This is a genomic window from Sodalis sp. RH21, assembly GCF_047324175.1.
Classification (GTDB): Bacteria; Pseudomonadota; Gammaproteobacteria; order Enterobacterales; family Enterobacteriaceae; genus Acerihabitans.
Map to the genome: position 1 here is coordinate 202,315 of NZ_CP178732.1, position 23,800 is coordinate 226,114.

Consider the following 23,800-nt stretch of genomic DNA (forward strand, 5'->3'; position numbering starts at 1 on the left):
CCTTCCCGCGTCCCTGGACGTGTGGAAATATCTCTCGGTTGGAGAGTTCTAGATGGATGAGTTCAAGTCGGAAGACGAACTGAGACCCGATAGCAGCGATCGCCGCCCACCCCGTCAGCGGAAGGGCCCTTCAGTTCCCAAAGTGGCCATGTCCAAGCAACATCTGATGATTGGCATCGGTATTCTGGTATTGCTGCTGCTGGTCATTGCCATTGGCTCGGCGTTAAAAGCCCCAACCCAGTCCGATGCCAACCAGCAAAACCCTAATGTAGCTGAAAAGAGCATCGATCTGCCCGGCGCCGCCAACACGGCAAACAATAACGGCACGCCCGTGCCCGACGCCGCCAATCCCGACGTGAACAGCCCCGGCAGTACCGGCACCACCAACGGCGCCATCCCTGCTGGCACCGTCAATGGCAGCAACGGTACCGCCGCGCAGCCGCAAACCCTGAACGCGCCGCCGGTAGCCGCGACGCCGACCCAGGCCCCGCCGGTTACCGCGCCCGGAACCCAGCATCGTATCGATCTGCCGGGTAATATGGCCGATGCGTTATCCCAGCAAGGGGATAGGGTCAACGGCATGGCCCAGCAAATGAACAACGACCAGCCTGCGTCGACGCTGCCCACCGCGCCGGCTACGGTTGCACCGGCAGGCAAGGAACCGGCTCATAAGGCCGCCGCCGCCACCAGCCGTCCCGCGGCCGCCCATAAAGCGCCCAAGCCGGTTGAGAAGGCGCCCCGCGTTGTCAGCCCGGCGCCGGCCCGCACCGTCAAGGCCCCCGCGGCGCAGCAGGTTGCTCCTTCTACCCCGGCGGGTTCAGCCCAGCACACGATGGTGATCCCGCCGAGCCATCCGACGGCCGCTGCCCAGCATGCTCCGGCCCCCGCGGCGGCAACCCAGCATGCCCCGGTGCCCGCCGCCGCAGCCGGGTCGATTCAAAGCGCCCCGGCTGGTTATTACACCGTGCAGATAAGCAGCGCTTCGCAGGCCACTACGCTCAATGCCTATGCCAAAAAGCAGCAGCTGAGCCAGTACTGGGTATATGAAACCCGGCGCGACGGCAAACCTTGGTATGTCCTGGTGAGCGGCGTCTATCCGTCTTCGGCCCAGGCCAAAAGCGCGGTGGCCCAATTACCGGCCGATATCCAGGCTAAAAAGCCGTGGGCCAGGGAAATAGGGCAGGTCAAACAGGATCAGAATAAATAGTTCCTGAATTTAGCGCTGCTGTATGGGTCTAAACAGAGTACAATCCGCGGCTCTTGAGAGTGTGTGAGTAACAATCGACGGCATGAAGAAGAACCGCGCGTTTTTAAAATGGGCAGGCGGGAAATATCCGCTAATTGAAGATATCCGCCGCCATTTACCCGCGGGGGATTGCCTGATCGAACCCTTCGTCGGCGCGGGGTCGGTGTTTCTTAACACCGACTACGAGAAGTACATCCTTGCTGATATCAACAGCGATCTAATCAACCTCTATAATATTGTCAAAGAGCGTACCGTCGAGTTCATTGGCGACGCTCGTTTACTGTTTGATGAAGACGCCAACACTTCGCTGATTTACTATCAATTACGTAGTGAATTTAACCTTTGCACCGATGCTTATCGGCGCGCGATACTTTTTCTTTATCTCAATCGTCATTGTTATAACGGCCTGTGTCGTTATAACCTAAGCGGCGAGTTCAATGTGCCGTTCGGCCGCTATAAAAAACCGTATTTCCCGGAAAACGAGCTGCACTGGTTTGCTGAAAAATCGCAAAAAGCTATTTTTGTATGCGAGCATTACCAGCAGACGCTGGAAAAAGCCGCGCAGGGATCGGTGGTATATTGCGATCCGCCTTATGTGCCGTTGTCCACTACGGCAAATTTTATGGCTTATCATACCAACAGCTTCAATAACCTTGAGCAGCAAAACCTGGCGCGGATCGCCTATCGGCTGGCCAGCGAAGAGCAGGTTCCGGTGTTGATCTCAAACCACGATACCGTGCTGACCCGGGAATGGTATTGTGACGCGGCGCTGCACGTGGTGAAAGGCCGGCGCACTATCAGCCGCAATATCCTCGGGCGCAGCAAAGTGGATGAACTGCTGGCGTTATATTATTACGCGGACCAGCCCCGCGCCGCGGATAGCGCCGATAAACAAGCCATTGACTGACCATTAATGATTGGAGACGCGGATGAAAAAATTTTTAATCGCCCCATCCATCCTGTCGGCGGATTTCGCCCGCCTGGGTGAAGATACTGCCCGAGTATTGGCGGCCGGGGCCGATGTGGTGCATTTTGATGTGATGGATAATCACTATGTACCCAACCTCACGATGGGACCGATGGTGCTCAAGGCCCTGCGCAATTACGGCATTACCGCCCCTATCGATGTGCATTTGATGGTCAAGCCGGTCGATCGTATCATTCCCGATTTTGCCGCCGCCGGGGCCAGCTATATCACCTTTCATCCCGAAGGTTCGGAGCATGTGCACCGCTCGCTGCAACTGATAAAAGATCACGGTTGTAAAGCCGGTCTGGTGTTCAACCCCGCGACGCCCCTGAGCTACCTCGATTACGTCATGGATCAACTGGATGTCATTTTGCTGATGTCGGTGAATCCCGGTTTTGGCGGACAGTCGTTTATTCCCGGTACGCTGGATAAACTGCGCCAGGTGCGCCGGCTCATTGACGATAGCGGCCGCGATATTCGCCTGGAAGTGGACGGCGGGGTCAAAATCGATAATATCGGCGCCATCGGCGCGGCCGGGGCGGATATGTTCGTCGCAGGGTCGGCGATCTTCGGCCATTCCGATTATCAATCGATCATCGAGTCCATGCGCCGCGAGTTAACGGTGAGCAGCCTTGAACCGGGCAGCAGTCTTGAGCCGGGTAGCAGCCATGAGCCGGGTAGCAGCCATGAGCCGGGTAATAGCCATGAGTAATCTGGCGAAAATCCGCGGCCTGGCCTTCGACCTCGACGGCACCCTCACCGATACCGCCCCGGGCCTGAGCAGCGCCCTCGACCAGGCCCTGCAGGCGCAGGGGCTTGCCCCGGCGGGGCAGGCATTGGTCTCCACCTGGATCGGCAACGGCGCCGACAAACTGGTCGAGCGCGCCCTGATTTGGGCGGGCGCCCAGCCTGAAGCGGCGTTATGTCGCGAAACCCGGGTGCTGTTCGACCAGTTTTATGCCCGCACCGTGGAGCAGGGCAGCCGGCTGTTCCCGCAGGTGAAAGAGACCCTGGCCCTGTTGGCCGCCCAAGGCTGGCCCATGGCGGTTGTCACCAACAAGCCTACGCCGTTTGTGGCCCCCTTGCTGGCTTCGCTGGGCATCGACAGCTATTTCTCGCTGATTATCGGCGGCGATGACGTGGCGGCGAAAAAACCCCATCCGGCGCCCATCTATCTGGTGCTGGGCAAGCTGGGACTGTATGTGGACGAACTGCTGTTTGTCGGTGATTCACGCAACGACATCGTGGCGGCCAAGGCGGCCGGCTGTCCTTGCGTCGGCATGACCTATGGTTACAACTACGGCGAAGCGATCACCCTGAGCCATCCGGATTACATCCTGGATCGTTTTGCCGATCTTCTGCCCATTCTTGGGTTGTCATCTTTAGATAATCAGGAAGCGTAAAATGAGTAAGCCCATAGTATTTAGCGGCGCGCAGCCGTCAGGCGAACTGACCATCGGCAACTATATGGGTGCGCTGCGTCAGTGGGTAAATATGCAAGACGAGTACGACTGTATTTACTGCATTGTCGACCTGCATGCCATTACCGCGCGGCAAGATGCGCAGAAATTACGCCACGCCACGCTGGATCTGCTGGCGTTGTATCTGGCCTGCGGCATCGACCCGAATAAAAGCACCATTTTTGTCCAGTCCCACGTGCCGCAGCATACGCAACTGAGCTGGCTGCTGAACTGCTATACCTATTTCGGCGAGCTGAGCCGCATGACGCAGTTCAAGGATAAATCCGCCCGTTATGCCGACAATATCAACGCCGGGCTGTTTGATTACCCGGTGCTGATGGCGGCGGATATTCTGCTCTATCAGAGTAACCAGGTGCCGGTGGGCGAGGACCAGAAACAGCATCTGGAGCTGAGCCGCGATATCGCCCAGCGTTTTAATGCGCTTTACGGCGATATTTTTACCCAGCCCGAACCCTTTATCCCCAAATCCGGCGCACGCGTGATGTCCCTGCTGGACCCGACCAAAAAAATGTCCAAGTCCGATGACAACCGCAATAATGTGATCACGCTGCTTGAAGACCCGAAATCGGTGGTGAAAAAACTCAAGCGCGCCATGACCGACTCCGACGAGCCGCCGGTGGTGCGTTACGATCCCAAGGCCAAACCGGGCGTGTCGAACCTGCTGGATATTCTCAGCGGCGTCACCGGTAAACCCATCGCCGAACTGGAGCGGGAGTTTGACGGTAAAATGTACGGCCACCTCAAAGGCGCGGTGGCGGACGCCGTATCCGGCATGTTGATCGACTTGCAGGAACGTTTTCACCATTATCGCGCCAACGATGACCTGCTCAACCAGATTATGCGCGACGGCGCGGCTAAAGCCAGCGCGCGCGCGCAGCAAACGCTGGATAAGGTTTACCAGGCCGTGGGTTTCGTACCCCGTCCGTAAGGCGATTTTTCCCGCCGGGCCGGTTGGTCCGTCCCGGCGCCGGTGTCCCACCTCAATCCGGCTATCAATTGCGCTATTCGTCGCCCCATCAATCGTCCTCTTCGACCCGCCGGCGAATATGCCGGCGGGCGGCGCTTTTCATGTAAATTGGCCGCCGGGTGCGCTAAGCTTTGCTTAATAACCGTCCCTCCCCGCCGCGTAATGAGGTGAACCGTGTCAAAGCCGTCGCTGCAAATAATCAATAATGTCCGATTGCCCCAGCGTGAAGGTCTATGGCTGATAGAAATAGATCGGGAGCGCATAGGGCGAATACGCGCCGCGCAAGCGCGGCCGGATACCTCCCCGGACGTGCTGGATGCTCAGGGCGGACTGGCGATACCGCCGTTTGTCGAACCGCATATCCATTTGGATACCACGCAAACCGCCGGCGATCCGCATTGGAACCAGTCCGGCACCCTGTTCGAGGGAATAGAACGTTGGGCGGAACGTAAGGCGCTGCTGTCCCATGAGGATGTTAAACAGCGCGCCTGGCAGACGCTGAAATGGCAAATCGCCAACGGCATTCAGCATGTGCGCAGTCATGTGGACGTATCCGACCCCACCCTGACGGCGCTCAAGGCCATGCTGGAGATTAAGGCGGAGGTGGCGCCATGGGTGGATTTGCAACTGGTGGCCTTCCCGCAGGAAGGTATTTTGTCATATCCGCAGGGCGAAGCCCTGTTGGAGGAGGCGCTGCGTTTGGGCGCCGATGTGGTGGGCGCCATCCCGCATTTTGAATTTACCCGCGAGTATGGGGTAGAGTCGCTGCACAAAGCCTTTGGCCTGGCGCAGAAATACGATCGCCTGGTGGATGTGCACTGCGATGAGATCGACGATGAGCAGTCGCGTTTTGTGGAAACCGTCGCGGCGCTGGCGCACCGCGACGGCATGGGCGCGCGGGTCACCGCCAGCCACACCACCGCGATGCACTCCTACAACGGCGCCTATACCGCGCGCCTGTTCCGGCTGCTGAAATTATCCGGCATCAATTTCGTGGCCAATCCCCTGGTGAATATCCATTTGCAGGGCCGCTTCGACGATTATCCCAAGCGCCGGGGAGTGACGCGGGTCAAGGAACTGATGGCGGCGGGCATCAACGTCTGCTTTGGCCATGACGATGTGTTTGACCCCTGGTATCCGCTGGGTACCGGCAATATGTTGCAAGTTCTGCACATGGGGCTGCACGTTTGCCAGCTAATGGGCTATGAGCAAATCAACCAGGGCCTGGATCTGATTACGGTCAACAGCGCCAAAACCCTGCATTTGACCGACTATGGTATCGCGTCGGGCAACAGCGCCAACGTGGTGATCCTGCCGGCGGAAAATGGTTTTGACGCCGTACGGCGGCAGACCCCGCCGCGCTACGTTATCCGTCGGGGACGGATAATTGCCGAAACGCGGCCCGCGCAAACCACGCTGTTTCTGGATACAGCGGAAAACGTCGATTTTAAACGCTAAGGATTCACCTCGTTTAGCTGCTGCTTGATGGTATCGCCTATGGTTTTCACCGCCGCCTCGATGTCATCGGTAAGCTGGATGGCAAAACTCAGGCGCAGGCAGTGGCGATATTTGCCGGAGGCGGAAAATACCGGGCCAACGGCAATCTGGATCGACAGTTTTTCCAAGTGGCGGTTGAGGCGCAGGGAATCGAAATGCGCGGGCAATTCTATCCACATCAAAAATCCCCCCTGCGGCCGGCTGACCCGCGTTTGCGGCGGGAAATACGCCTTGACCCAGTTGGTCATAATGTCGCAGTTGAGCTGATAGCGGGCGCGCATGCGCCGCAGATGCTTGAGGTAATATCCGCCCCGGACAAATTCGGCTACCGCCAGCTGGGGTTGCAGGGCAGTGGCGCCGGTGCCGATGTACTTCATATGAATCACTTTTTCCATGTAGCGACCGGGAACAATCCAGCCGACCCGCAGCCCCGGCGCCAGGGTTTTGGAAAATGAACTGCACAACAGCACCCGTCCGTCTTCGTCGAAGGATTTTATCGTATGCGGGCGGGGATAGCGGTAGGCGAGATCGCCATAAACATCATCTTCGATAATCGGCGTATCGTAGCGCTGCGCCAGGCATAGCAGCGCCTGCTTGTGGGTATCGGGCATAATATAACCCAGCGGATTATTACAGTTCGGCGTGACCTGGATGGCCTTGATCGGCCATTGTTCCAGCGCCAGCTCCAACGCTTCCAGGCTAATGCCGGTTACCGGATCGGTGGGGATTTCCAACGCTTTGATGCCAAAGGCCTTCAGGGTTTGCGTGACGCCGTGGAAACTGGGCGAGTCCACCGCCACGATATCCCCTGCCTGGCACAAGGCATGGATGGCAATCGACAACGCTTCATGGCAACCGGTGGTGATCATGATATCTTCCGGCAACAGCAGGCTGCCGCTGTCCACCAGCAGGCGGGCAATCTGCTCGCGCAACGTCGGGGCGCCGGCGATATCGCCATAGTTCATACCGCGCAAATCGGAATGCAGGGCGGAGCGGCTGAGCAGTTTCATCAGCGGCCTGAGGGTTGGGGAAGTAATATCCGGCATACCAGGACCCAGATGCACCATCCCGTCATTCGGGTCCGATCGCAGCAGCTTAAGCACCAGATCCCACTGGGAAATCTCCACCGGCCGCTGGGCCGGGCGGCACATGGCGGGCAGGGCGGCCAGCTCATGCTTTTGGCTGACAAAATAGCCGGACTTGGGCCGCGCCTCGATCAACCGCCGATCTTCCAATACCCGGTACGCCTGCTGCACGGTGCTGATGCTCACCGCATGTTCCAGGCTCAGCGCCCGTACCGACGGCAACCGCTGCCCGCAGGTATATAACCCTTGTTCAATACGTTCGCCGATGATACCGGCCAGATTATCGTAACGCGTCATGGCAGCCTCATACAGATTGTTTTTTTATGGCATCGAGCAATACAGATCGGATGAAATCATAGCATGACAGCGCGGGTTTTCTCTTTTTGTATGGTAAAAAAAATTAATTTCTGAATCTGTACGGTCTGCGGCGGCTACTGCATGCTAGTTACTCCACCGGACATCGAGGAGCAACTATGAGAAACCCGCCAAATGTGAACCGATCTATTGCCGCGCAGTGCGATCCGCGCCAAACAATCGCGGGCGACCACCCCTTTGGGAAGGAGCACTCGGTCACGCATTACCTGGCCAGGCAATACCTGGCGCTGAAAAGCTGGTATGAGCGCCGGCGCAACCGCCGCATCCTGCTGGCGCTGAGCGACGATCAGCTAAAGGATATCGGCATCTCCCGCAGCGACGTGTTGGATTATGACGATAAATCTTAATGCCTGTCGCCGGGCGACGGCCGTATCATCCGCCGCCCGGCGCCCCCTATTTCCGGCGCCCGCCTTTTCCCCGCGGACGTCGGGCGTCGAGTTTTCCGCACGATGGCCCCATAGGGATTGAATACCCCATGAACCTTGCCGAGTTAACCGCCTTGTTGCTTTATGCTTTTGTCACCTCCATTACTCCCGGGCCAAATAACGCCATGTTGGCCAGTTCCGGCGTAAATTTCGGGTTTGTACCGTGCCGCATATTTTGGGGGTCAGCTGCGGCCTTTGCCTGATGATCCTGGCGATCGGCCTGGGTCTGGCGGGGATATTCCAGCACTTTCCCCTGCTGTTTCCCCTGGTGAAAACCGCCGGCGCCTGCTATCTGATTTATCTGGCCTGGCGGATCGCCAATACGGCGCCGGCGTCAGGGACAACCGGCCGCGCCATTGCCCCGTTGGGCTACTGGGGCGCGGTATTGTTCCAATGGTTGAATCCCAAAACCTGGCTGATGGCCATTGGCGCCGTCACCGCCTATGCCCCCGAACGGCATCATTTCGGGGACCATTATTTCGGGGACATCGTGCCGATCGCGCTGGTATTTACCCTGATTAATGCCCCCTGCGTCAGCGCCTGGGCGGCCTTCGGCAGTTTGCTGAAAAGCAAACTTGGCCATGCCGGCCGGCTGCGCCTGTTTAACCGTCTTATGGCCGTGGCGTTGGTGTTGTCGCTTTATCCGGTACTGATCCGCTAGCGGCATGGCCGTGCAGCCGGTGGCGGGTGACAAAACCCAACAACAGGCACAGGACAAACACGGCCAAATACAGCGCATTCGACGTGGTCAGGGCGGCTTTCACGCCGTGGTTGGCCACGATGGGTCCGGTGACCACAAACGTCAGCATGGTGCCGATGGTGCCGCAGGTGAGGATAAAATTAACCAGCTTCGGCGACGTAACCCGGGTCTGTTGTGAACCCAGGGTGATGAGGGTGGTATAAATGGCGCTGGAAATAAACCCGAGCCCGAATAAATAGTAGTGCAGGTGTTCGGGCCGCTCGGCGGCGATAAATAAATACATCATGACGGCGGACAGGCCGGCGAGCAGCGTAACGATGCGTTGCAGATCCGCAAAGCGCAGCAGGGCGCTGAATACCCACATGCCGATCATATAGGCCGTCCAGAAATTACCCACCAGGCCGCCGGCCTCTTCAATGCCCATCCCGAAGTTGCGGGTGGCGTATTCCGGCACCCAGGAAATAAACCCCAATTGCCCGAGGATATAGCACAGGGCGGCGGCCGAAAGCAGCAGGACGCCGACGCCCCATTTCTCTTTTACCGGTGCCGACACGGGCTGGCCCGCGGCGGCCTGGCCGCGTTTGCCCAGCATCGGGAAATCCGACAGCAGCGTCAGCACGAAAATCGCCACATAGACCACGCCGATACAGGCATAAACCCAGTACCAGGCGATATGGCGCGCCAGCAGCACGCCCGCCAGCATGGGAAACAATGCGCCGGCCATGCTGAAAAAAGAATCGGTAAACAGCAACCGCGAACCCCGTTGCCGGCCTGCGTAAAGATAGGTTATCAAATAGGTGCCGATGGACATGGTGATACCGCTCACCACGCCCAGGACAAACATCGACAGCGAAAAAACCGTCAGGTTATGCCCGCTCATTAATCCCAGCACGGCCAGCACCATCAGCACAAAACCAAATATCAGCTGCCGTTTCAGGGGAATAATTTCCATTAACCAGGCATTAAGGAAAATAGCCATTAAAATGCCGGAATTTAAAAAGGTGAAGGTAGTGCTCATTGCGGAAACGGGAACGTGAAAATATTCGGCGATATTACCTAATACCACGCCGGTGACAATCACCAGGGCGCCGGTCAATCCATAGGAAAAAAAACTAATCCACGTTAGCCGCAGACGATTATGGTTATTCATGATAAGCCTGTTTAAATGAATCCTGTGACCGGCGTAGCGCCAGCCAGCGTAACGGTTGCTTTACTGTTGCCGATAAGTGACAAATACTATCATGGCAATTTATACGATGGGTATAAAAGTCGCCCGCAAGGGATATTTCGGCGAAATATGCAACATCGGTTCGGTAAACCCGTTTTTCGGCCCCGGGAAAGCGGTAATCCCGGCCCCGTTATAAAGCTGTTACGTAAAAAAAGGTAAATGGGTAGCGTTACTGCGGTCCGCTCTTTAGAATCAAAGCCCTTCCTATTGCCCAAGTATTAACAAGGAACCCTCATGTTGAAACGAAACCTGGCCACCGCCGCACTCTTTTTTTCCCTGGCGGTCATATCTTCCCCAGTCCTTGCCGCACAGCAAGATGCCCACGTGCTGCTGACCACTTCCGCGGGTAACATCGAACTGGAACTGGATAATCAAAAAGCGCCAGTAGCGGTTAAGAACTTCGTCGACTATATCAACAGCGGTTTTTACAACAACACCATTTTTCACCGCGTGATCCCGGGCTTTATGGTGCAAGGCGGCGGCTTTGACCAGGACCTGACGCAAAAACCCACCCAGCCGCCGATAAAAAATGAAGCGAACAACGGTCTGCGCAATTTACGCGGCACCGTCGCCATGGCGCGCACCGACCAAGTCGACAGCGCCACCAGCCAGTTCTTTATCAACGTTGCCGATAATGCTTTCCTCGATCATGGGCAACGGGATTTCGGGTATGCGGTATTCGGCAAAGTCATCAAGGGCATGGATGTTGCCGATAAAATTGCCCAGGTGCCCACCAAAAACGTCGGGCCTTACCAGAATGTCCCGGTGAAACCGGTCGTTATCCTGTCGGCGAAAGTTTTACCGTAGCGCTCTTTCGCCACCTGTAGCGGGAAAGGCCGCCCCGGCCTTTCCCACGCTTTTTTCCGTGCCTGTCTCCGCCCCCTTTCCCGTTCATATCGCTGCGCTCCCGGCGAACCTGCCAATGCTGGTTATACTTTATTGATTGGCTACGCTCGTTTCATTACGCCGGTGCTCCGGCGGGTCGCAAATAAGGAATGCCTTATGAAAAAAATGACTGACAAACAAAAAACGCGGTTGTTTCAACAGCGGCGCAATGAAAATTTCCAGGCCAGCAACCGCCTGGAAGGCTTTGATACCGAACTGGTAACCCTGTCGGCGGAAGAGGCCTTGCAGCGCATCAGCGAACTCAGGAGCCATTATGAACGATAAATTCGGCGATGGGCGCGATCCCTATTTTTACCCCGGTATCCAGGTGCTGCGCAACAAGCTCGATATCCATGAATCCGCGGGCCTGCGCGAGGCCGAGCTTGCCCTGACGCCGCTGCGGGCAGCCACCGTGGAACTGGGCGCGCCCAATATGGGATTGCCGTGGTTATGCGCCATCCACCGGACGCTGTTCCAGGATATTTATGAATGGGCTGGACAATTGCGCACCGTGGATATCTACCAAAATGAAACCCGCTATTGCCACTTCTCCTATTTGGAAAAAGAGGGCAATGCGGTGATGCAGCGCTTGGAGGATGAAGACTATTTGCGCGGTCTTGCCCTGGATGAAATCTGTCCCCGCCTCGGTCATTATTATGCGGACATCAATATGTTGCATCCGTTTCGGGAAGGCAATGGGCGGGCTCAGAGGATCTTTTTTGAACAGCTGATCATCCATGCGGGTTTTGATGCCCGCTGGGAACCCATCGAACGGGAAGAGTGGATTAACGCCAACGAGGCCGGCGCATTCGGCGATTCGGCCCCGCTGGCGGCTATTTTTGCCCGGGTGGTCAGCGAACCGGGGGAACAGCCATAACGCCGGATCAACACCGCTGTCAGGCGGGGTTGAGTTCGATGTTATCGACGCGATCCGGATAGAAGGCCATATAATCCTTGATGGCGGCGACGGACTCATAAGGTTTTTCATAGCTCCATATGGCGTTCACCGACTGCGGTCCGCCCGCGGTAATGCTGTAATAAGAGCATTCTCCCTTGTAGGGGCAATAGGTGCTGTGGCCGGTCTTTTCCAGCAGCGACCAAGCGATATCTCCGCGCGGGATATAGTGAACCGGCGGATAATCAGCTTCGCGCAGGGTTAGCGCCGCGCGGGTATCGGCTACGATCTGGCCCGCGACGGACACGACGATATGCCCGGGGTAAGCTTCGAGGGTAATGGGGTGATCGGGGCCGGGAATTTTTACAGGCTTAGCGGTCATGATGGCGGTTCCTCTCTGGATTAGCGGATTATTGCCCGTTTTTTTAGCCTACGCGTTTGCCCGCCGGATGCGTTACCCGGCGTGCCTTCCGGCTATCCGCTATCGGCGCCTCGATCAGGCCGGCGGCGTAGCCGGCGCGCGCACTTCGCGGCGCTGCTGCTGCCACATGGCCGCATACCGGCCGTCCGCCGCCAGCAGCGCCTGGTGGCGTCCGCGCTCGACAATGACGCCCGCTTCCAGCACGATGATTTCATCGGCATCAATGATCGTCGACAGGCGATGGGCGATAATCAAAGTGGTGTGGTTGCGGCTCACTTCACGCATCTGGGCCTGGATTTCCCGTTCGGTATGGGTATCCAGGGCGCTGGTCGCTTCGTCGAAGATCAATATCTCCGGGTCTTTGAGCACCGTGCGGGCAATGGCCACCCGCTGCTTTTCGCCCCCGGACAGCTTCAGCCCCCGTTCACCCACCCGCGTATCATATCCATCCGGCAGGCCGGTAATAAAATCATGGATATATGCCATTTTGGCTGCCCGCTCGATCTCTTCGTGGGTGGCGCCGGTATTGCCATAACCAATGTTGTAACGCAGCGTGTCGTTAAACAGTACCGTATCCTGCGGGACGATGCCGATGGCCTGGTGCAGGCTTGCCTGGGTCACGTCGCGGATATCCTGCCCGTCCAGGCATATCGCCCCAGCGGTCACATCGTAAAAGCGGAACAGCAGCCTGGCGAGGGTGGATTTGCCCGCCCCCGACGTCCCGACGATGGCGACGGTTTTACCGGCCGGAATGGTGAAACTGACCTGGTCCAGGATCGGGCGCCGCGCGTCGTAACCAAAGCTGACCCCGGAAAACACCACCTCTCCCCGGGTTAACCGCAGGGCCGCGGCGCCGGGGCGGTCTTCGATTTCCCGTTTTAACGACAGCAGGTCGAACATGTTATCCATATCAATAAGCGCCTGGCGTATCTCCGAGTAGATAAAACCGAAGAAATTCAGCGGTTGATACAGCTGTAACAAATAGGCGTTCACCAGCACGAAATCCCCCAGCGTCATATGCCCTTGCGCCATCCCCCGCGCCGCCATGGCCATCATCACCACCAGACCGACGGAAATAATGACCGTCTGGCCGATACTGAGCAGCGTGAAGCTGATCTGGTTTCTGATCGCCGCGTACTCGTAATGCCGCCGCGACATATCAAAGCGCCGCGCCTCGAACTCCTCGTTGCCGAAATATTTAACGGTCTCGTAATTGAGCAGGCTGTCGAGGGACTTATTATTGGCATCGGCGTTAGCCTGGTTTAATTCGCGCCGAAAACGCGTGCGCCACCCCACCGCGGTAATGGTAAACAGAAGATAGGCGCCGACGGTGGTTAATACGGCCACCGCGAACCAGATATTCAGCAGCCGCCACAAAATAACGGTCACCAGACTGATTTCAAACAGGATCGGCAGGATGGAAAACAGTACGCGGGAAAGTACGGTCGACACCGCCTGGGTTCCACGCTCTATCGACAACGATAGTCCGCCGGTCTGGCGCTCCAGATGAAAGCGCAAGCTCAGGTTATGCAGTTGCCGGAATACCCTCAGTCCCAGCAGCCTGGTGGCGTTTTGGCTTACATGCACGAACATGACGTTGCGCAGCTCTTCAAAGACGGATGCGCTGACGCGGGCCAGCCCATAGCTGGCAATCAGGCCCAGGGGAATGGCCAGCAGCCTGGCGTTTTCGCCATTAAGGTTATCGATAATGGCTTTGTAGGCCAGCGGCACCAGGGAAGTGCTGATCTTGGCCACCACCATGAACAGCAGCGCGGCGATCAGGTAATAACGTAACTTCGGCTCCGTCCTGGGCCAAAGATAGGGAGTAAGTATTTTCAAATGGCGAAAACGGTACATAGGCTTATTTTATCTGTCCCAAAGAGATTGGCTCAATTAGAGTAAGCCATTATGGCCTGGGTCGCGCGGGGCAGGTAAGCGTTGCGCAGGCGGGCATAGCGAAATATCACACACCCTTAAGCGGCATGTCCAGGCAAAGCATCTCCCATCCCCGCCGCCTGACCGTTATACTGGGCGGTGCCTTATCCCTGGCGCACGACGCGGCGGAAACGCCACCAGACGCATAATATTTAAATATCAATCCATTAGGCTGTCCATGCTGCTGATTATCGATAATTACGATTCATTTACCTACAACCTTTATCAGTATTTTAGCGAGCTTGGCGCGCAGGTAGAGGTATGGCGGCATGATAAATTGGAGCTTGCCGATATTGAGCGTTTGGCTCCCGATCGCCTGGTGATCTCCCCCGGCCCGGGCACACCTGACGATGCCGGCATCTCCCTGGCGGCTATCCGGCATTTCGCCGGCAAGGTACCGATTCTCGGCGTCTGCCTGGGACACCAGGCCATTGCCCAGGCCTTCGGCGCCCGCATCGAGCGCGCCCGGCAGGTCATGCATGGCAAAACATCCGCCATTACCCACGACGGGCGGGGCGTATTCGCCGGTCTGGCCGCGCCCCTGACGGTGACCCGTTATCATTCGCTCCTGGTCGCCGCGGACAGCCTGCCGCCATGCCTTGAGGCGACCGCCTGGAGCATGCGCGCGGGGGAGCGGGATGAAATCATGGGCATCCGCCATCGGACCTTACCGCTCGAAGGTGTACAGTTTCATCCTGAAAGTATTCTCAGCCAACAGGGCCATCAGCTGCTGGAAAACTTTCTCCGCCAGTCTTTTTCCGGCGCCGGCGTTGTGAGAAGCTGAAAAACCATCGTCAGGCGAGGACCGGCGGCCAGAATATTTTTTTACCATTGAACAGCGATAAAAGATTGCATCGAACTGATTTTTTATTCATATTTTATGACTATAATTTCAGTTATCCTTTTGCTACGGACCGAGTAAACAGCTTATGAAAAAAGATGATAGCGCAGTAACGCGGGCAACCTTCGATCGGGTTATTTTGCCGGTTTATGCACCGGCGCAGTTTATTCCGGTCAAAGGAAAAGGCAGCCGGGTGTGGGATCAGGACGGCAAAGAATATGTGGATTTCTCCGGCGGTATCGCGGTTACCGCGCTGGGGCATTGCCATCCGGCGCTGGTGGCGGCGCTGAAACAGCAGGGCGAAACCCTGTGGCACACCAGCAATGTCTTTACCAACGAACCGTCCCTGCGCCTGGCCAGCAAGCTGATCGACGCCACCTTTGCCGACCGGGTGTTTTTCGCCAATTCAGGCGGCGAAGCCAACGAAGCGGCGTTTAAATTGGCCCGCCATTATGCCATCACCCGCCACAGTCCCTACAAAACCAAAATCATTGCTTTCCATAACGCTTTCCATGGCCGCACGCTGTTTACCGTTTCGGTGGGCGGGCAGCCTAAATATTCCGATGGGTTCGGCCCAAAACCGGCCGATATCATCCATGTGCCGTTCAATGACCTGGCTGCGGTAAAAGCGGTTATGGACGATCATACCTGCGCCATCGTGGTAGAACCCATTCAGGGGGAGGGCGGCATCATGCCGGCCACGCCGGAATTCCTGCAAGGCCTGCGCGATCTGTGCGACCAATACCAGGCGCTGCTGGTGATGGATGAAGTACAGTGCGGCATGGGCCGTACCGGCCAGCTGTTTACCTATATGCATTACGGCGTATCGCCGGATATCCTGACCACCGCCAAAGCGCTGGGCGGCGGTTTCCCGATCAGCGCCATGCTGACCACCGAAGATATCGCCTCGGTGATGGCGGTGGGCACCCACGGCACCACTTACGGCGGCAACCCGCTGGCCTGCGCGGTGGCGGAGGCGGCCCTGGATGTGATTAATACGCCAGAGGTGCTGGCGGGCATCAACGAGCGGCACGATCGGTTTATCCGTGCGCTGGAGGCGATAAACGACAAATATCATTTGTTTGCGGAAGTCCGCGGCATGGGGCTGCTATTGGGCGCGGTATTGCAGCCGCAGTTCCACGGCCGCGCGCGGGAATTCCTGCATGCCAGCGCCGCCCAGGGCCTGATGATCCTGGTGGCCGGTCCGGACGTGGTGCGGTTTGCGCCATCGCTGGTAGTGGAGTTCGAGGATATCGAGCTGGGCATGGCGCGGTTTGAAAAAGCGGTGGCCCAGGTGCTTGGCGCCGACGCCTGATAACCCGCCCGGGACTAGCCCCGGGGTTCGCTTAACCGGCGCGCCAGCCAGCGGCCGTGCTGCGGCCGCTGGCGCCAGGCCACCGAGGAAATGGTATGCATCACGCCCAAATGGAACAAAATACGCTGTAAATGGCGCTCCATCAGGGTGGTCGAGTGGGTCTGGGTCTCGGCGGCGGCTTCCGCTACCGGGCTTTCACCGCTCGGCCCGTCGTATTCAAGCCGCTGCTGGCAGCGCTGCAGGGCCACTTCGCAGGCCGCCAGGTATTTCTGGGCCAGCGCCGGCGTCAGCATATAATGATCCCGCGCCAGGATGGTCATGGCGTTGATGTGTTCAACGATAAACTGGCTGTGCGTCACCCATAAACGCATATCGGACAGGTAGCGGGAGTTGAAAGCCGGCTCCCGCATCGCCTGGCTGAGCGAGGTAAACAGCGCGTTATGGCCCTGGTTGACCCGCATGCGCGCATAGGCCAGCGCCGCCGGTTCCGCCACCGGCTGCAACAGCAGGCGCAGCGCTTCCTGATCCCGCTCCAGCGCCAGATGCGCATTTTTACGCAACAGCCCGCTCTGCCACTGCGGCCACAGCCACAACATGCCGCCAAACGCCAGCATACAGCCAAGCAGCGTGTCCACCAGCCGCGGCACCAGGAAATGCGCGCCGTTAAGCGACAGCAGTTGCAGCGTATAGACGGCGGTCACGGTCATGCCAGTCATCGCCAGGCCATAGTTTTTGCGCAGCACCAGATAGGCCGCCAGGGTCAGGACCAGCATGCACAGCAAGATCGTACCGTCGCCCAGTTCCAGCCGCAGGGTGCCGGCGGCGATAAACAACCCCGCCAGCGTCCCCAGCGCCCGGTGCTGGATGCGGACCCGGGTGGCGTTATAACCGTTCTGGCTGACGAACATCACCGTCATTAAAATCCAGTACGGTTTGGGCAGGTTAAACATCAATCCGAAACTGCTGCCGATCGCCAGTATCACCCCTAAACGGGCGGCGTTGCGCAGGGCCATGGACTTCAGGGAACAGTAGCTTATCAGCGCGTGCCAGAACGAAAGCCGCTGCTGATTGTCGGCCATCACGTCGCGGCGGTATAGGGGACGCTGGGTGCGCAGCAGGCGCGCGATGCGGCTGAAGTGATAATAACAAAAATGGCCGACTGGATTGTCGGGGTTGCGTTCGGCGATTTTTTCCAGCGCCGAGAGTGCGCTGGCCATGGTAAAGCGCCCCGGCGGCCGGTGGTACAGGATATCGTCGGCCAGCACCCGCAGCCGCGCCGCAATCACCCGCGCGTTATAGCGGATGACCGCCTCCGCGTGGCTTTGTTCCACCAGCTTTTGCACTTCGTCGGGCTGATGCAGGCTGACGGCGATATGTTCCTGTAAATCCAGCGCGACCTGGAAGGCGCGCAGCAGGCGTTTATATTGCTGTTGATGAGTGGCGGAGAGCATATGCAATTGCTGATAAACCTGCGCTATCAGGTCAATCACCGTTTGCTGGCGGGCAAACAGCGGCGGCAAAGCGGTCTCCGGGTCGGTATGCTGCGTCAGCAGGCTATATTTCGCCTCGATATAATCCGCCAGTTCCCGGTACAGCAGGCTGAGGGTTTCCCGCATCGGCTGCTCTTTCCACAGCCAGAACCACAGGCCGTTGAATAATCCGTACCAGGCGGTACCGGCAATATATAACAGCGGCGGCACGCCAAAAGGCACATTGCCGGCCAGGCCGAGGGTAAAGATGGCGGCGATAAGGGCGGCGGGCAATAAGCGCCCGTGCAGCGGGCTTATCTCGCCGGTCACGCCGAACAGCAGCGCCAGGCCGAACATAATCACGGGCAGCGGCACCGCCAGATGCAGCAACACTTGGATAAGCGTACTGCTAAGGGCGAACAGCAGGCCGCCGATGGCCAGGCGTTTAAAAAAACGTTTATGCAGGGTATCCAGGCCGGCGATATTGCAACAGGCGGGCACCAAAGAGAACAGCAGGCCGTTTTGCAGGCTGCCGAATAGCAGGCCTACCGCCACGGGCAGGCATAATACGATTGTTTGCCGTAAGGCGTAGTTAACTTCGGGGTGATAAATCAGCCTGCGCCACATAGGATCTATGGGCAAACCGTCGGCCGGCGGAAAAAGCGTGGCACAGAGCACCACGCCTGTCTTAAAACGCTATCAGCGCGTACCGTAAACGACAATGGTTTTACCGTGTGCGGAGATAAGGTTCTGATCTTCCAACATTTTAAGGATACGGCCTACTGTTTCACGCGAGCAGCCGACAATCTGACCGATTTCCTGACGGGTAATCTTGATTTGCATGCCGTCGGGATGCGTCATGGCGTCGGGTTGCTTCGCCAAATTCAGCAAAGTCTGGGCAATGCGCCCGGTAACGTCGAGAAACGCCAGGTTACCGACTTTTTCCGAGGTCACCTGCAAACGGCTGGCCATTTGCGCGGATAAACGCATGAGGATATCGGGATTGACCTGTATGAGCTGCCGGAATTTTTTATAAGAAATCTCGGCCACCTCACAGGCGGTTTTAGCCCGTACCCAGGCGCTGCGTTCCTGGCCTTCCTCGAATAAGCCTAATTCACCGATGAAATCCCCCTGGTTGAGATAGGAGAGGATCATCTCTTTGCCTTCTTCATCTTTAATCAGCACCGCGACGGCGCCCTTGACGATGTAGTAAAGCGTTTCTGCTTTTTCGCCCTGATGTATAAGCGTACTCTTCGATGGATACTTATGAATATGGCAATGAGACAGGAACCATTCGAGAGTAGGGTCTGTTTGCGGTTTGCCGAGAACCATTCGCTGTTATCCTCTTTTGTCATCGCTGTCCCTGAGTCAGGACATCGTATTCCCTGTTACGGCGCGGTATTTTTCTCTTACTCCGCGTTAACGGAGCGACGTAAGGGAACTTATTAGGGTCTGGTATTTTATGATGTTCCGATCGAGCTCTTGCCCTTTCAATATCAATGAGGCCGATCCAGCCTTGTTTTTAGCATAGGTTTGAAGCAGTGTCTTCTGTTGTCTTGCATCAGCATGAAGTATGTTCGGTAACATTGCCACTTTTCCAGCAAAAATGTAGTCTGCTGGAAAGCTTTTTATCTGGAGTCATCATAATGCAGGCACGAGTAAAATGGGTAGAAGGGTTATCTTTTATAGGCGAATCATCCTCCGGCCATCAGATTTTAATGGATGGCAATGCCGGGGAGAAGGCGCCCAGCCCCATGGAAATGGTATTGATGTCGGTCGGCGGCTGTAGCGCCATCGATGTTGTCTCGATTTTACAAAAGGGGCGGCAGGACGTGCGGGACTGCGAGGTGAAACTCACCTCCGAGCGCCGTGAAGAGGCGCCCAGGCTGTTTACCCATATCAATCTGCATTTTATCGTGACCGGCGCCGGCCTGACCGATAAGGCGGTTGAACGGGCGGTCGCGCTGTCGGCGGAAAAATATTGTTCCGTTTCCCTGATGCTCGGCGCGTCGGTCAATGTGACCCACAGCTTTGAAGTGCGCGCCGAACGCCACGCTCCCGCCGCATAACCGACCCACGCGCGCCGCGCTTAGTCGCGGCGTATCAATAGCTCCCGCGCTTACTTGATTTCTTTCCCTTCCAGCAATTGCTGCACCAGCGGCCCCACGATCAGCTCCATGGCCAGGCCCATTTTGCCGCCGGGAACCACCAGGGTATTGATATTGGAAATAAACGAACCCTGCAACATGGCCAGCAGGTAAGGAAAATCAATATGATTCAAACTGCGGAAATGAATAACGACAAAGCTTTCATCAAGCGAAGGAATCGCCTTGGCGGCGAAAGGATTTGACGTATCAACGGTGGGAACCCGCTGGAAATTGATATGGGTACGGGAAAATTGCGGCGTGATGTAATTAATGTAATCTTCCATCGACCGCACCACCGAATCCATCACCGCCTCGCGGGAATGCCCACGCTCGCCGGTATCGCGCACCAGTTTCTGAATCCATTCAAGATTAACGATGGGCACCACCCCCACCAGCAGATCCACATGCTGCGCCACATCATGGCGATCGGTGACCACGCCGCCGTGCAGCCCTTCGTAAAACAGCACGTCGGTCGGCTCCGGCAGCGGCTGCCAGGGGGTAAACGTGCCGGGAACCTGATTGTACGGCACGGCTTCATCGTAGGTATGCAGATACTTGCGCGACTCGCCCTGTCCGGACAGCCCGTATTGCTGGAGCGTACGCTCCAGTAAACCGAAATCATTGGCTTCCGGTCCGAAATAGCTGATATGGCGGCCAAGATCGCGGGCTTTGCGGATCGCCATATCCATTTCCGGCCGGGTGAAATGATGAAAGCTATCCCCTTCCAGCTCCGCGGCGTTGATTTTCAGCTGTTGGAAAATTTTACGAAACGCCAGGCTGGTGGTGGTGGTGCCCGCCCCGCTGGAGCCGGTAACGGCAATAATTGGGTGTTTTGTCGACATGGTAACCCTATGCTCGGTTGAAACGCTGCGTGATTAACATATGCCAGGCACTCAAGCCCAGGATAATTGTTATCATGTTTAGCGACGCCGGGCCAGCGCGCTTTATTCTTCGCGCGCCGGATCGTCAGGCTGGGCGTTGAATTGGCTGCGGGGCATGATATTAATATTTTCATGGAGTTCCGACCACACCACCACCGCTTCCCCGCGCTTGAGCTGGCGTTTGACATCCTCGACTTTTTGCGCCAGGGTCTTTTCCCGTTCGCCGTAATCGGTGCCCTCGCGCAGCACAAAGGATTCGATCAGGTTATACAGCGTTTCCGGATCGATTTGTTCCCATGGAATGATCACGTTATTATGTCCCGATAGTCAATAAATCAACATGTTGACGAAATTTCACCTGTTAAGGCTTGTGCAGCTTCAGCGGCGCTGTTAGCTTCATAAATATAATTATAGTGGGGGCAGTTGTACCGTGGAACCAAGTCTTTATGAACCAAGTCTTTTCTTGTCGATGCTGGGTTTTTTATGGGTGGCCGCCATTACCCCCGGGCCCAACAACATGTTGCTGACTGCCTCCGGCGCCAATTTCGGTTTCTGGCGTTCCACGCCGCTGATGCTGGGCATCATGCTCGGCATGCAATGCATACTGCTGCTGGTCGCCTTTGGCGTCGGCAGCCTGATCGCCATTTACCCTTCGCTGCATTTTACGCTGAAAGTGGCGGGCAGCCTTTATCTGTTGTGGTTATCCTGGAAGATTGCCACCGCCGCCTATGAACAATTGGATACCGACAGCAAGCCGGCCCGGCCTATTCCGTTTTATCAGGGCGGGCTGCTGCAGTTCCTCAATCCCAAGGCCTGGCTCATGGCATTGGGCGCCGTGGCCAGCTTCAGCCTGAGCGGCAACGGCTATATGACTTCCGTCGGGGCTATCAGTATCGGCATTATTACCGTCAACGTGGTGTCCGGCGTTATCTGGCTGGGGTTTGGCACGATGATCGGCAGGCTGTTGCGCAGCAAGCGCGCCTGGACGGTATTTAACGTCGCCATGGGCCTGCTGACCGCCGCCTGCGTGTTACTTATCTGGCGCTGAATCCGGGCCGGCGCGGCCCGCCAGTCTGCCGCGCCGTAACCGGTTACTCGGCTGCGAAAGCCCGGGTCAGGGCTTCCAACTGTTCCTGCGCGTCCAGCCAGGCCATTTCCGCCTCTTCCAACTGCGCTTTGACCTTGGCCTGCCGTTGCAGGCAGAGGGTCAGATCGGCCTTGCGGCTGATATCGTATAATGACGAATCCGCCAGTTCGGCTTCGATTTCCGCCAGTTCGGCGCCGAGCTGGTCCATCTGCTGCTCATGGCGGGTAATGGCCTTGCGCAGCGGCTGCGTCTGGTTGCGGAAATCCGCTTCGCGCCGCTTCTGGTCTTTGCGGGTCTGGGCGGTATTCACCGCCGCGGGGTTTTCCGTATCGCCGTCATCCTGCCCGGCCTGGCGCTGCTGTTCTACCAGCCACTGCTGGTAATCCTCCACGTCCCCGTCGAAGGACTCCACCCGGCCGTCGTGGACCAGGTAGAATTCATCGGTGGTGGAGCGCAGCAAATGCCGGTCATGGGAAACCACTACCAGCGCGCCGTCAAAATCAATCAGCGCCTCGGTCAGCGCCTGGCGCATATCCAGATCCAGATGGTTGGTCGGTTCATCGAGCAGCAACAGGTTGGGGCGCTGCCAAACAATCAGCGCCAGCACCAGCCGGGCTTTCTCCCCGCCGGAAAACCGCGCGGTGGGGTCGGTGACCTTGTCGCCCTGGAAACCGAAGCCGCCGAGGAAATCGCGCAGCGCCTGTTCATATTCCTGGGGGGCCAGGCGGCTCATATGCTGCAGGGGAGACTCGTCGGCGCGCAGGAACTCCAGCTGGTGCTGGGCGAAGTAGCCCAGCTTGATGCCTTTGGCCAGGCCGATGGCGCCGGATTGGGGCGCCAGGGTGCCGGCCAGCAGTTTAATCAAGGTCGATTTACCGGCCCCGTTGCGTCCGAGCAGGCCGATGCGCGAGCCGGGGACCAGATTAAGCTTGATGGAGTTGAGGATGGTGTGATCGCCATAGCCGGCGCTGACTTTTTCCATACTCAGCAGCGGCGTGGGCAAACTTTCCGGCGCGCGGAATTTGAATTGGAATGGGTTATCCACATGCGCCGGGGCGATCAGTTCCATCCGTTCGAGCATTTTAATCCGGCTTTGCGCCTGTTTGGCTTTGGTGGCCTGGGCGCGAAAACGGTCGATATAATGTTGCAGATGGGCGACTTTTTCCTGCTGGTGCTGATAAAGCGACTGCTGTTGCGCCAGTTTTGTCACACGCTGTAGCTCAAATGATGAATAATTGCCGGTATATTCATTTAATGCCTGCTGTTCAATATGCAGGATTTTATTTACGATAGGGTCCAGGAAATCCCGGTCATGGGAAATCAAAATAAGCGTACCACTGTAATTTTTCAGCCATTTTTCCAGCCAGATTACCGCGTCCAAATCCAGATGGTTGGTCGGTTCATCCAATAGCAGCAAATCAGAGCGGCAAATCAACGCCTGCGCCAGATTGAGGCGCATGCGCCAGCCGCCGGAAAAATCGCGTACCGGCTGCTCCAGCCGATCCTGGCTAAAACCCAGTCCGTGCAGCAGGCTCGACGCGCGCGGACGGATGGTCCAGGCTTCGATAACGTCCAGCTTGCCATGCACCGTGGCAATGGCGTGACCGTCATTTTTATCGTTGGCGAGCTGTAATTCGGATTCCAGCTGACGATATTCCCGATCGCCGTCGATAACATACTCTATTGCCGGGACGTCCAGGGCGGGGGTTTCCTGATTGACCCAGGCCATGGACCAGTTGGCGGGAAAGGTGACATTGCCGGCATCGGCGCTGAGCTCGTGTTTCAACAACGCCAGTAGCGTTGATTTGCCACAGCCGTTTTTACCGACCAGCCCGACTTTTTGCCCCGGGTTAACCGTGGCTGTCGCATTATCCAGGAGTACCTGGGTACCGCGACGAATTTGCAGTGAAGAGAAGACAATCATAAAGCGCCATAGTTTAAGAGTATGTTAAA

Annotated in this window: 23 protein-coding genes and 1 pseudogene; 15 read left to right on the forward strand and 9 right to left on the reverse strand. The window is 57.2% G+C overall.

Annotation, left to right across the window (positions count from 1 at the left end):
• The first annotated feature begins 52 nt into the window (after positions 1–52).
• The 6 genes and pseudogenes from ACL2XP_RS00885 to ACL2XP_RS00910 all read left to right on the forward strand — a co-directional run bounded on the left by ACL2XP_RS00885 (position 53) and on the right by ACL2XP_RS00910 (position 6,119).
• Positions 53–1,207: an SPOR domain-containing protein gene (locus tag ACL2XP_RS00885; protein ID WP_413736735.1), complete on the forward strand. Its 1,155-nt coding sequence runs from the start codon at positions 53–55 to the stop codon at positions 1,205–1,207.
• A gap of 82 nt (positions 1,208–1,289) precedes the next feature.
• Positions 1,290–2,153, forward strand: coding sequence for an adenine-specific DNA-methyltransferase (gene dam, locus ACL2XP_RS00890; protein ID WP_413736736.1), 864 nt, complete (start codon positions 1,290–1,292; stop codon positions 2,151–2,153).
• A 22-nt stretch (positions 2,154–2,175) separates the two neighbouring features.
• Positions 2,176–2,835 (forward strand): annotated as a pseudogene (gene rpe / locus ACL2XP_RS00895) (ribulose-phosphate 3-epimerase); the annotation flags it as partial.
• Between the two features lie 82 nt (positions 2,836–2,917).
• Positions 2,918–3,616: a phosphoglycolate phosphatase gene (locus ACL2XP_RS00900; RefSeq protein WP_413739041.1), complete on the forward strand. Its 699-nt coding sequence runs from the start codon at positions 2,918–2,920 to the stop codon at positions 3,614–3,616.
• A gap of 1 nt (position 3,617) precedes the next feature.
• Positions 3,618–4,622, forward strand: a complete 1,005-nt coding sequence (gene trpS, locus ACL2XP_RS00905) for a tryptophan--tRNA ligase (protein ID WP_413736737.1) — start codon at positions 3,618–3,620, stop codon at positions 4,620–4,622.
• Between the two features lie 228 nt (positions 4,623–4,850).
• Positions 4,851–6,119, forward strand: coding sequence for a cytosine deaminase (locus ACL2XP_RS00910; protein ID WP_413739042.1), 1,269 nt, complete (start codon positions 4,851–4,853; stop codon positions 6,117–6,119).
• On the opposite strand, the gene ACL2XP_RS00915 is transcribed toward ACL2XP_RS00910, so the two are convergent.
• Positions 6,116–7,540, reverse strand: coding sequence for a PLP-dependent aminotransferase family protein (locus tag ACL2XP_RS00915; RefSeq protein ID WP_413736738.1), 1,425 nt, complete (start codon positions 7,538–7,540; stop codon positions 6,116–6,118). The two genes, ACL2XP_RS00910 and ACL2XP_RS00915, sit on opposite strands and share 4 nt — an antisense overlap.
• A 176-nt stretch (positions 7,541–7,716) precedes the next feature.
• Here ACL2XP_RS00915 and ACL2XP_RS00920 point away from each other — a divergent pair, with 176 nt between their 5' ends.
• Positions 7,717–7,965: a DUF1127 domain-containing protein gene (locus ACL2XP_RS00920; protein ID WP_413736739.1), complete on the forward strand. Its 249-nt coding sequence runs from the start codon at positions 7,717–7,719 to the stop codon at positions 7,963–7,965.
• 241 nt (positions 7,966–8,206) lie between these two features.
• Positions 8,207–8,704, forward strand: coding sequence for a LysE family translocator (locus ACL2XP_RS00925; protein ID WP_413736740.1), 498 nt, complete (start codon positions 8,207–8,209; stop codon positions 8,702–8,704).
• On the opposite strand, the gene tsgA is transcribed toward ACL2XP_RS00925, so the two are convergent.
• Positions 8,655–9,893, reverse strand: a complete 1,239-nt coding sequence (tsgA, locus tag ACL2XP_RS00930; protein ID WP_413736741.1) for an MFS transporter TsgA — start codon at positions 9,891–9,893, stop codon at positions 8,655–8,657. The two genes, ACL2XP_RS00925 and tsgA, sit on opposite strands and share 50 nt — an antisense overlap.
• Positions 9,894–10,205: 312 nt before the next feature.
• Here tsgA and ppiA point away from each other — a divergent pair, with 312 nt between their 5' ends.
• The 3 genes from ppiA to ACL2XP_RS00945 all read left to right on the forward strand — a co-directional run bounded on the left by ppiA (position 10,206) and on the right by ACL2XP_RS00945 (position 11,733).
• On the forward strand, positions 10,206–10,778 hold the full coding sequence (ppiA, locus tag ACL2XP_RS00935) for a peptidylprolyl isomerase A (protein ID WP_413736742.1): 573 nt from the start codon (positions 10,206–10,208) through the stop codon (positions 10,776–10,778).
• A 195-nt stretch (positions 10,779–10,973) separates the two neighbouring features.
• Positions 10,974–11,141, forward strand: coding sequence for a YhfG family protein (locus ACL2XP_RS00940; RefSeq protein WP_413736743.1), 168 nt, complete (start codon positions 10,974–10,976; stop codon positions 11,139–11,141).
• Positions 11,131–11,733, forward strand: coding sequence for a putative adenosine monophosphate-protein transferase Fic (locus ACL2XP_RS00945; RefSeq protein ID WP_413736744.1), 603 nt, complete (start codon positions 11,131–11,133; stop codon positions 11,731–11,733). Before ACL2XP_RS00940 ends, ACL2XP_RS00945 begins: the two co-directional genes overlap by 11 nt.
• Before the next feature lie 19 nt (positions 11,734–11,752).
• On the opposite strand, the gene ACL2XP_RS00950 is transcribed toward ACL2XP_RS00945, so the two are convergent.
• Both ACL2XP_RS00950 and ACL2XP_RS00955 read right to left on the reverse strand, forming a co-directional pair.
• Positions 11,753–12,133, reverse strand: coding sequence for a DUF427 domain-containing protein (locus ACL2XP_RS00950; protein WP_413736745.1), 381 nt, complete (start codon positions 12,131–12,133; stop codon positions 11,753–11,755).
• Between the two features lie 114 nt (positions 12,134–12,247).
• A complete protein-coding gene (locus tag ACL2XP_RS00955; RefSeq protein ID WP_413736746.1) occupies positions 12,248–14,029 on the reverse strand; it encodes an ABCB family ABC transporter ATP-binding protein/permease in 1,782 nt (593 codons plus the stop codon).
• Positions 14,030–14,285: 256 nt separating this feature from the next.
• On the opposite strand from ACL2XP_RS00955, the gene ACL2XP_RS00960 reads away from it, so the two are divergent.
• Positions 14,286–14,891: an aminodeoxychorismate synthase component II gene (locus ACL2XP_RS00960; protein ID WP_413736747.1), complete on the forward strand. Its 606-nt coding sequence runs from the start codon at positions 14,286–14,288 to the stop codon at positions 14,889–14,891.
• A 145-nt stretch (positions 14,892–15,036) separates the two neighbouring features.
• Positions 15,037–16,263: a bifunctional acetylornithine/succinyldiaminopimelate transaminase gene (gene argD / locus ACL2XP_RS00965; protein WP_413736748.1), complete on the forward strand. Its 1,227-nt coding sequence runs from the start codon at positions 15,037–15,039 to the stop codon at positions 16,261–16,263.
• A gap of 14 nt (positions 16,264–16,277) precedes the next feature.
• On the opposite strand, the gene ACL2XP_RS00970 is transcribed toward argD, so the two are convergent.
• Together ACL2XP_RS00970 and crp are read right to left on the reverse strand one after the other, a co-directional pair.
• Positions 16,278–18,359 (reverse strand): YccS/YhfK family putative transporter, encoded by a 2,082-nt coding sequence (locus ACL2XP_RS00970; protein WP_413739043.1) that lies wholly within the window; start codon positions 18,357–18,359, stop codon positions 16,278–16,280.
• 72 nt (positions 18,360–18,431) lie between these two features.
• On the reverse strand, positions 18,432–19,064 hold the full coding sequence (gene crp, locus ACL2XP_RS00975; protein WP_034895576.1) for a cAMP-activated global transcriptional regulator CRP: 633 nt from the start codon (positions 19,062–19,064) through the stop codon (positions 18,432–18,434).
• A gap of 314 nt (positions 19,065–19,378) precedes the next feature.
• On the opposite strand from crp, the gene ACL2XP_RS00980 reads away from it, so the two are divergent.
• Positions 19,379–19,801 (forward strand): OsmC family protein, encoded by a 423-nt coding sequence (locus tag ACL2XP_RS00980; protein WP_413736749.1) that lies wholly within the window; start codon positions 19,379–19,381, stop codon positions 19,799–19,801.
• Positions 19,802–19,851: 50 nt separating this feature from the next.
• Here the strand turns inward: ACL2XP_RS00980 and ACL2XP_RS00985 are convergent, their stop codons facing one another.
• Positions 19,852–20,721: a phosphoribulokinase gene (locus ACL2XP_RS00985; RefSeq protein ID WP_413736750.1), complete on the reverse strand. Its 870-nt coding sequence runs from the start codon at positions 20,719–20,721 to the stop codon at positions 19,852–19,854.
• 102 nt (positions 20,722–20,823) lie between these two features.
• On the reverse strand, positions 20,824–21,069 hold the full coding sequence (locus ACL2XP_RS00990; protein WP_413736751.1) for a YheU family protein: 246 nt from the start codon (positions 21,067–21,069) through the stop codon (positions 20,824–20,826).
• Between the two features lie 160 nt (positions 21,070–21,229).
• Here ACL2XP_RS00990 and ACL2XP_RS00995 point away from each other — a divergent pair, with 160 nt between their 5' ends.
• A complete protein-coding gene (locus ACL2XP_RS00995) occupies positions 21,230–21,808 on the forward strand; it encodes a LysE family translocator (protein ID WP_413739044.1) in 579 nt (192 codons plus the stop codon).
• A 43-nt stretch (positions 21,809–21,851) separates the two neighbouring features.
• Here ACL2XP_RS00995 and ACL2XP_RS01000 read toward each other — a convergent pair whose 3' ends face one another.
• Entirely contained in the window at positions 21,852–23,771 is a 1,920-nt protein-coding gene (locus tag ACL2XP_RS01000; RefSeq protein WP_413736752.1) for an ABC transporter ATP-binding protein, read from the reverse strand.
• Positions 23,772–23,800 lie beyond the last annotated feature (29 nt).

Coding starts and splice junctions, on each gene's coding strand:
- ACL2XP_RS00885 (WP_413736735.1), top strand. CDS start 53: ATGGATGAGTTCAAGTCGGAAGACGAACTGAGACCCGATAGCAGCGAT.
- dam (WP_413736736.1), top strand. CDS start 1,290: ATGAAGAAGAACCGCGCGTTTTTAAAATGGGCAGGCGGGAAATATCCG.
- ACL2XP_RS00900 (WP_413739041.1), top strand. CDS start 2,918: ATGAGTAATCTGGCGAAAATCCGCGGCCTGGCCTTCGACCTCGACGGC.
- trpS (WP_413736737.1), top strand. CDS start 3,618: ATGAGTAAGCCCATAGTATTTAGCGGCGCGCAGCCGTCAGGCGAACTG.
- ACL2XP_RS00915 (WP_413736738.1), bottom strand. CDS start 7,540: ATGACGCGTTACGATAATCTGGCCGGTATCATCGGCGAACGTATTGAA.
- ACL2XP_RS00920 (WP_413736739.1), top strand. CDS start 7,717: ATGAGAAACCCGCCAAATGTGAACCGATCTATTGCCGCGCAGTGCGAT.
- tsgA (WP_413736741.1), bottom strand. CDS start 9,893: ATGAATAACCATAATCGTCTGCGGCTAACGTGGATTAGTTTTTTTTCC.
- ppiA (WP_413736742.1), top strand. CDS start 10,206: ATGTTGAAACGAAACCTGGCCACCGCCGCACTCTTTTTTTCCCTGGCG.
- ACL2XP_RS00940 (WP_413736743.1), top strand. CDS start 10,974: ATGAAAAAAATGACTGACAAACAAAAAACGCGGTTGTTTCAACAGCGG.
- ACL2XP_RS00945 (WP_413736744.1), top strand. CDS start 11,131: ATGAACGATAAATTCGGCGATGGGCGCGATCCCTATTTTTACCCCGGT.
- ACL2XP_RS00950 (WP_413736745.1), bottom strand. CDS start 12,133: ATGACCGCTAAGCCTGTAAAAATTCCCGGCCCCGATCACCCCATTACC.
- ACL2XP_RS00955 (WP_413736746.1), bottom strand. CDS start 14,029: ATGTACCGTTTTCGCCATTTGAAAATACTTACTCCCTATCTTTGGCCC.
- ACL2XP_RS00960 (WP_413736747.1), top strand. CDS start 14,286: ATGCTGCTGATTATCGATAATTACGATTCATTTACCTACAACCTTTAT.
- argD (WP_413736748.1), top strand. CDS start 15,037: ATGAAAAAAGATGATAGCGCAGTAACGCGGGCAACCTTCGATCGGGTT.
- ACL2XP_RS00970 (WP_413739043.1), bottom strand. CDS start 18,359: ATGTGGCGCAGGCTGATTTATCACCCCGAAGTTAACTACGCCTTACGG.
- crp (WP_034895576.1), bottom strand. CDS start 19,064: ATGGTTCTCGGCAAACCGCAAACAGACCCTACTCTCGAATGGTTCCTG.
- ACL2XP_RS00980 (WP_413736749.1), top strand. CDS start 19,379: ATGCAGGCACGAGTAAAATGGGTAGAAGGGTTATCTTTTATAGGCGAA.
- ACL2XP_RS00985 (WP_413736750.1), bottom strand. CDS start 20,721: ATGTCGACAAAACACCCAATTATTGCCGTTACCGGCTCCAGCGGGGCG.
- ACL2XP_RS00995 (WP_413739044.1), top strand. CDS start 21,230: ATGCTGGGTTTTTTATGGGTGGCCGCCATTACCCCCGGGCCCAACAAC.
- ACL2XP_RS01000 (WP_413736752.1), bottom strand. CDS start 23,771: ATGATTGTCTTCTCTTCACTGCAAATTCGTCGCGGTACCCAGGTACTC.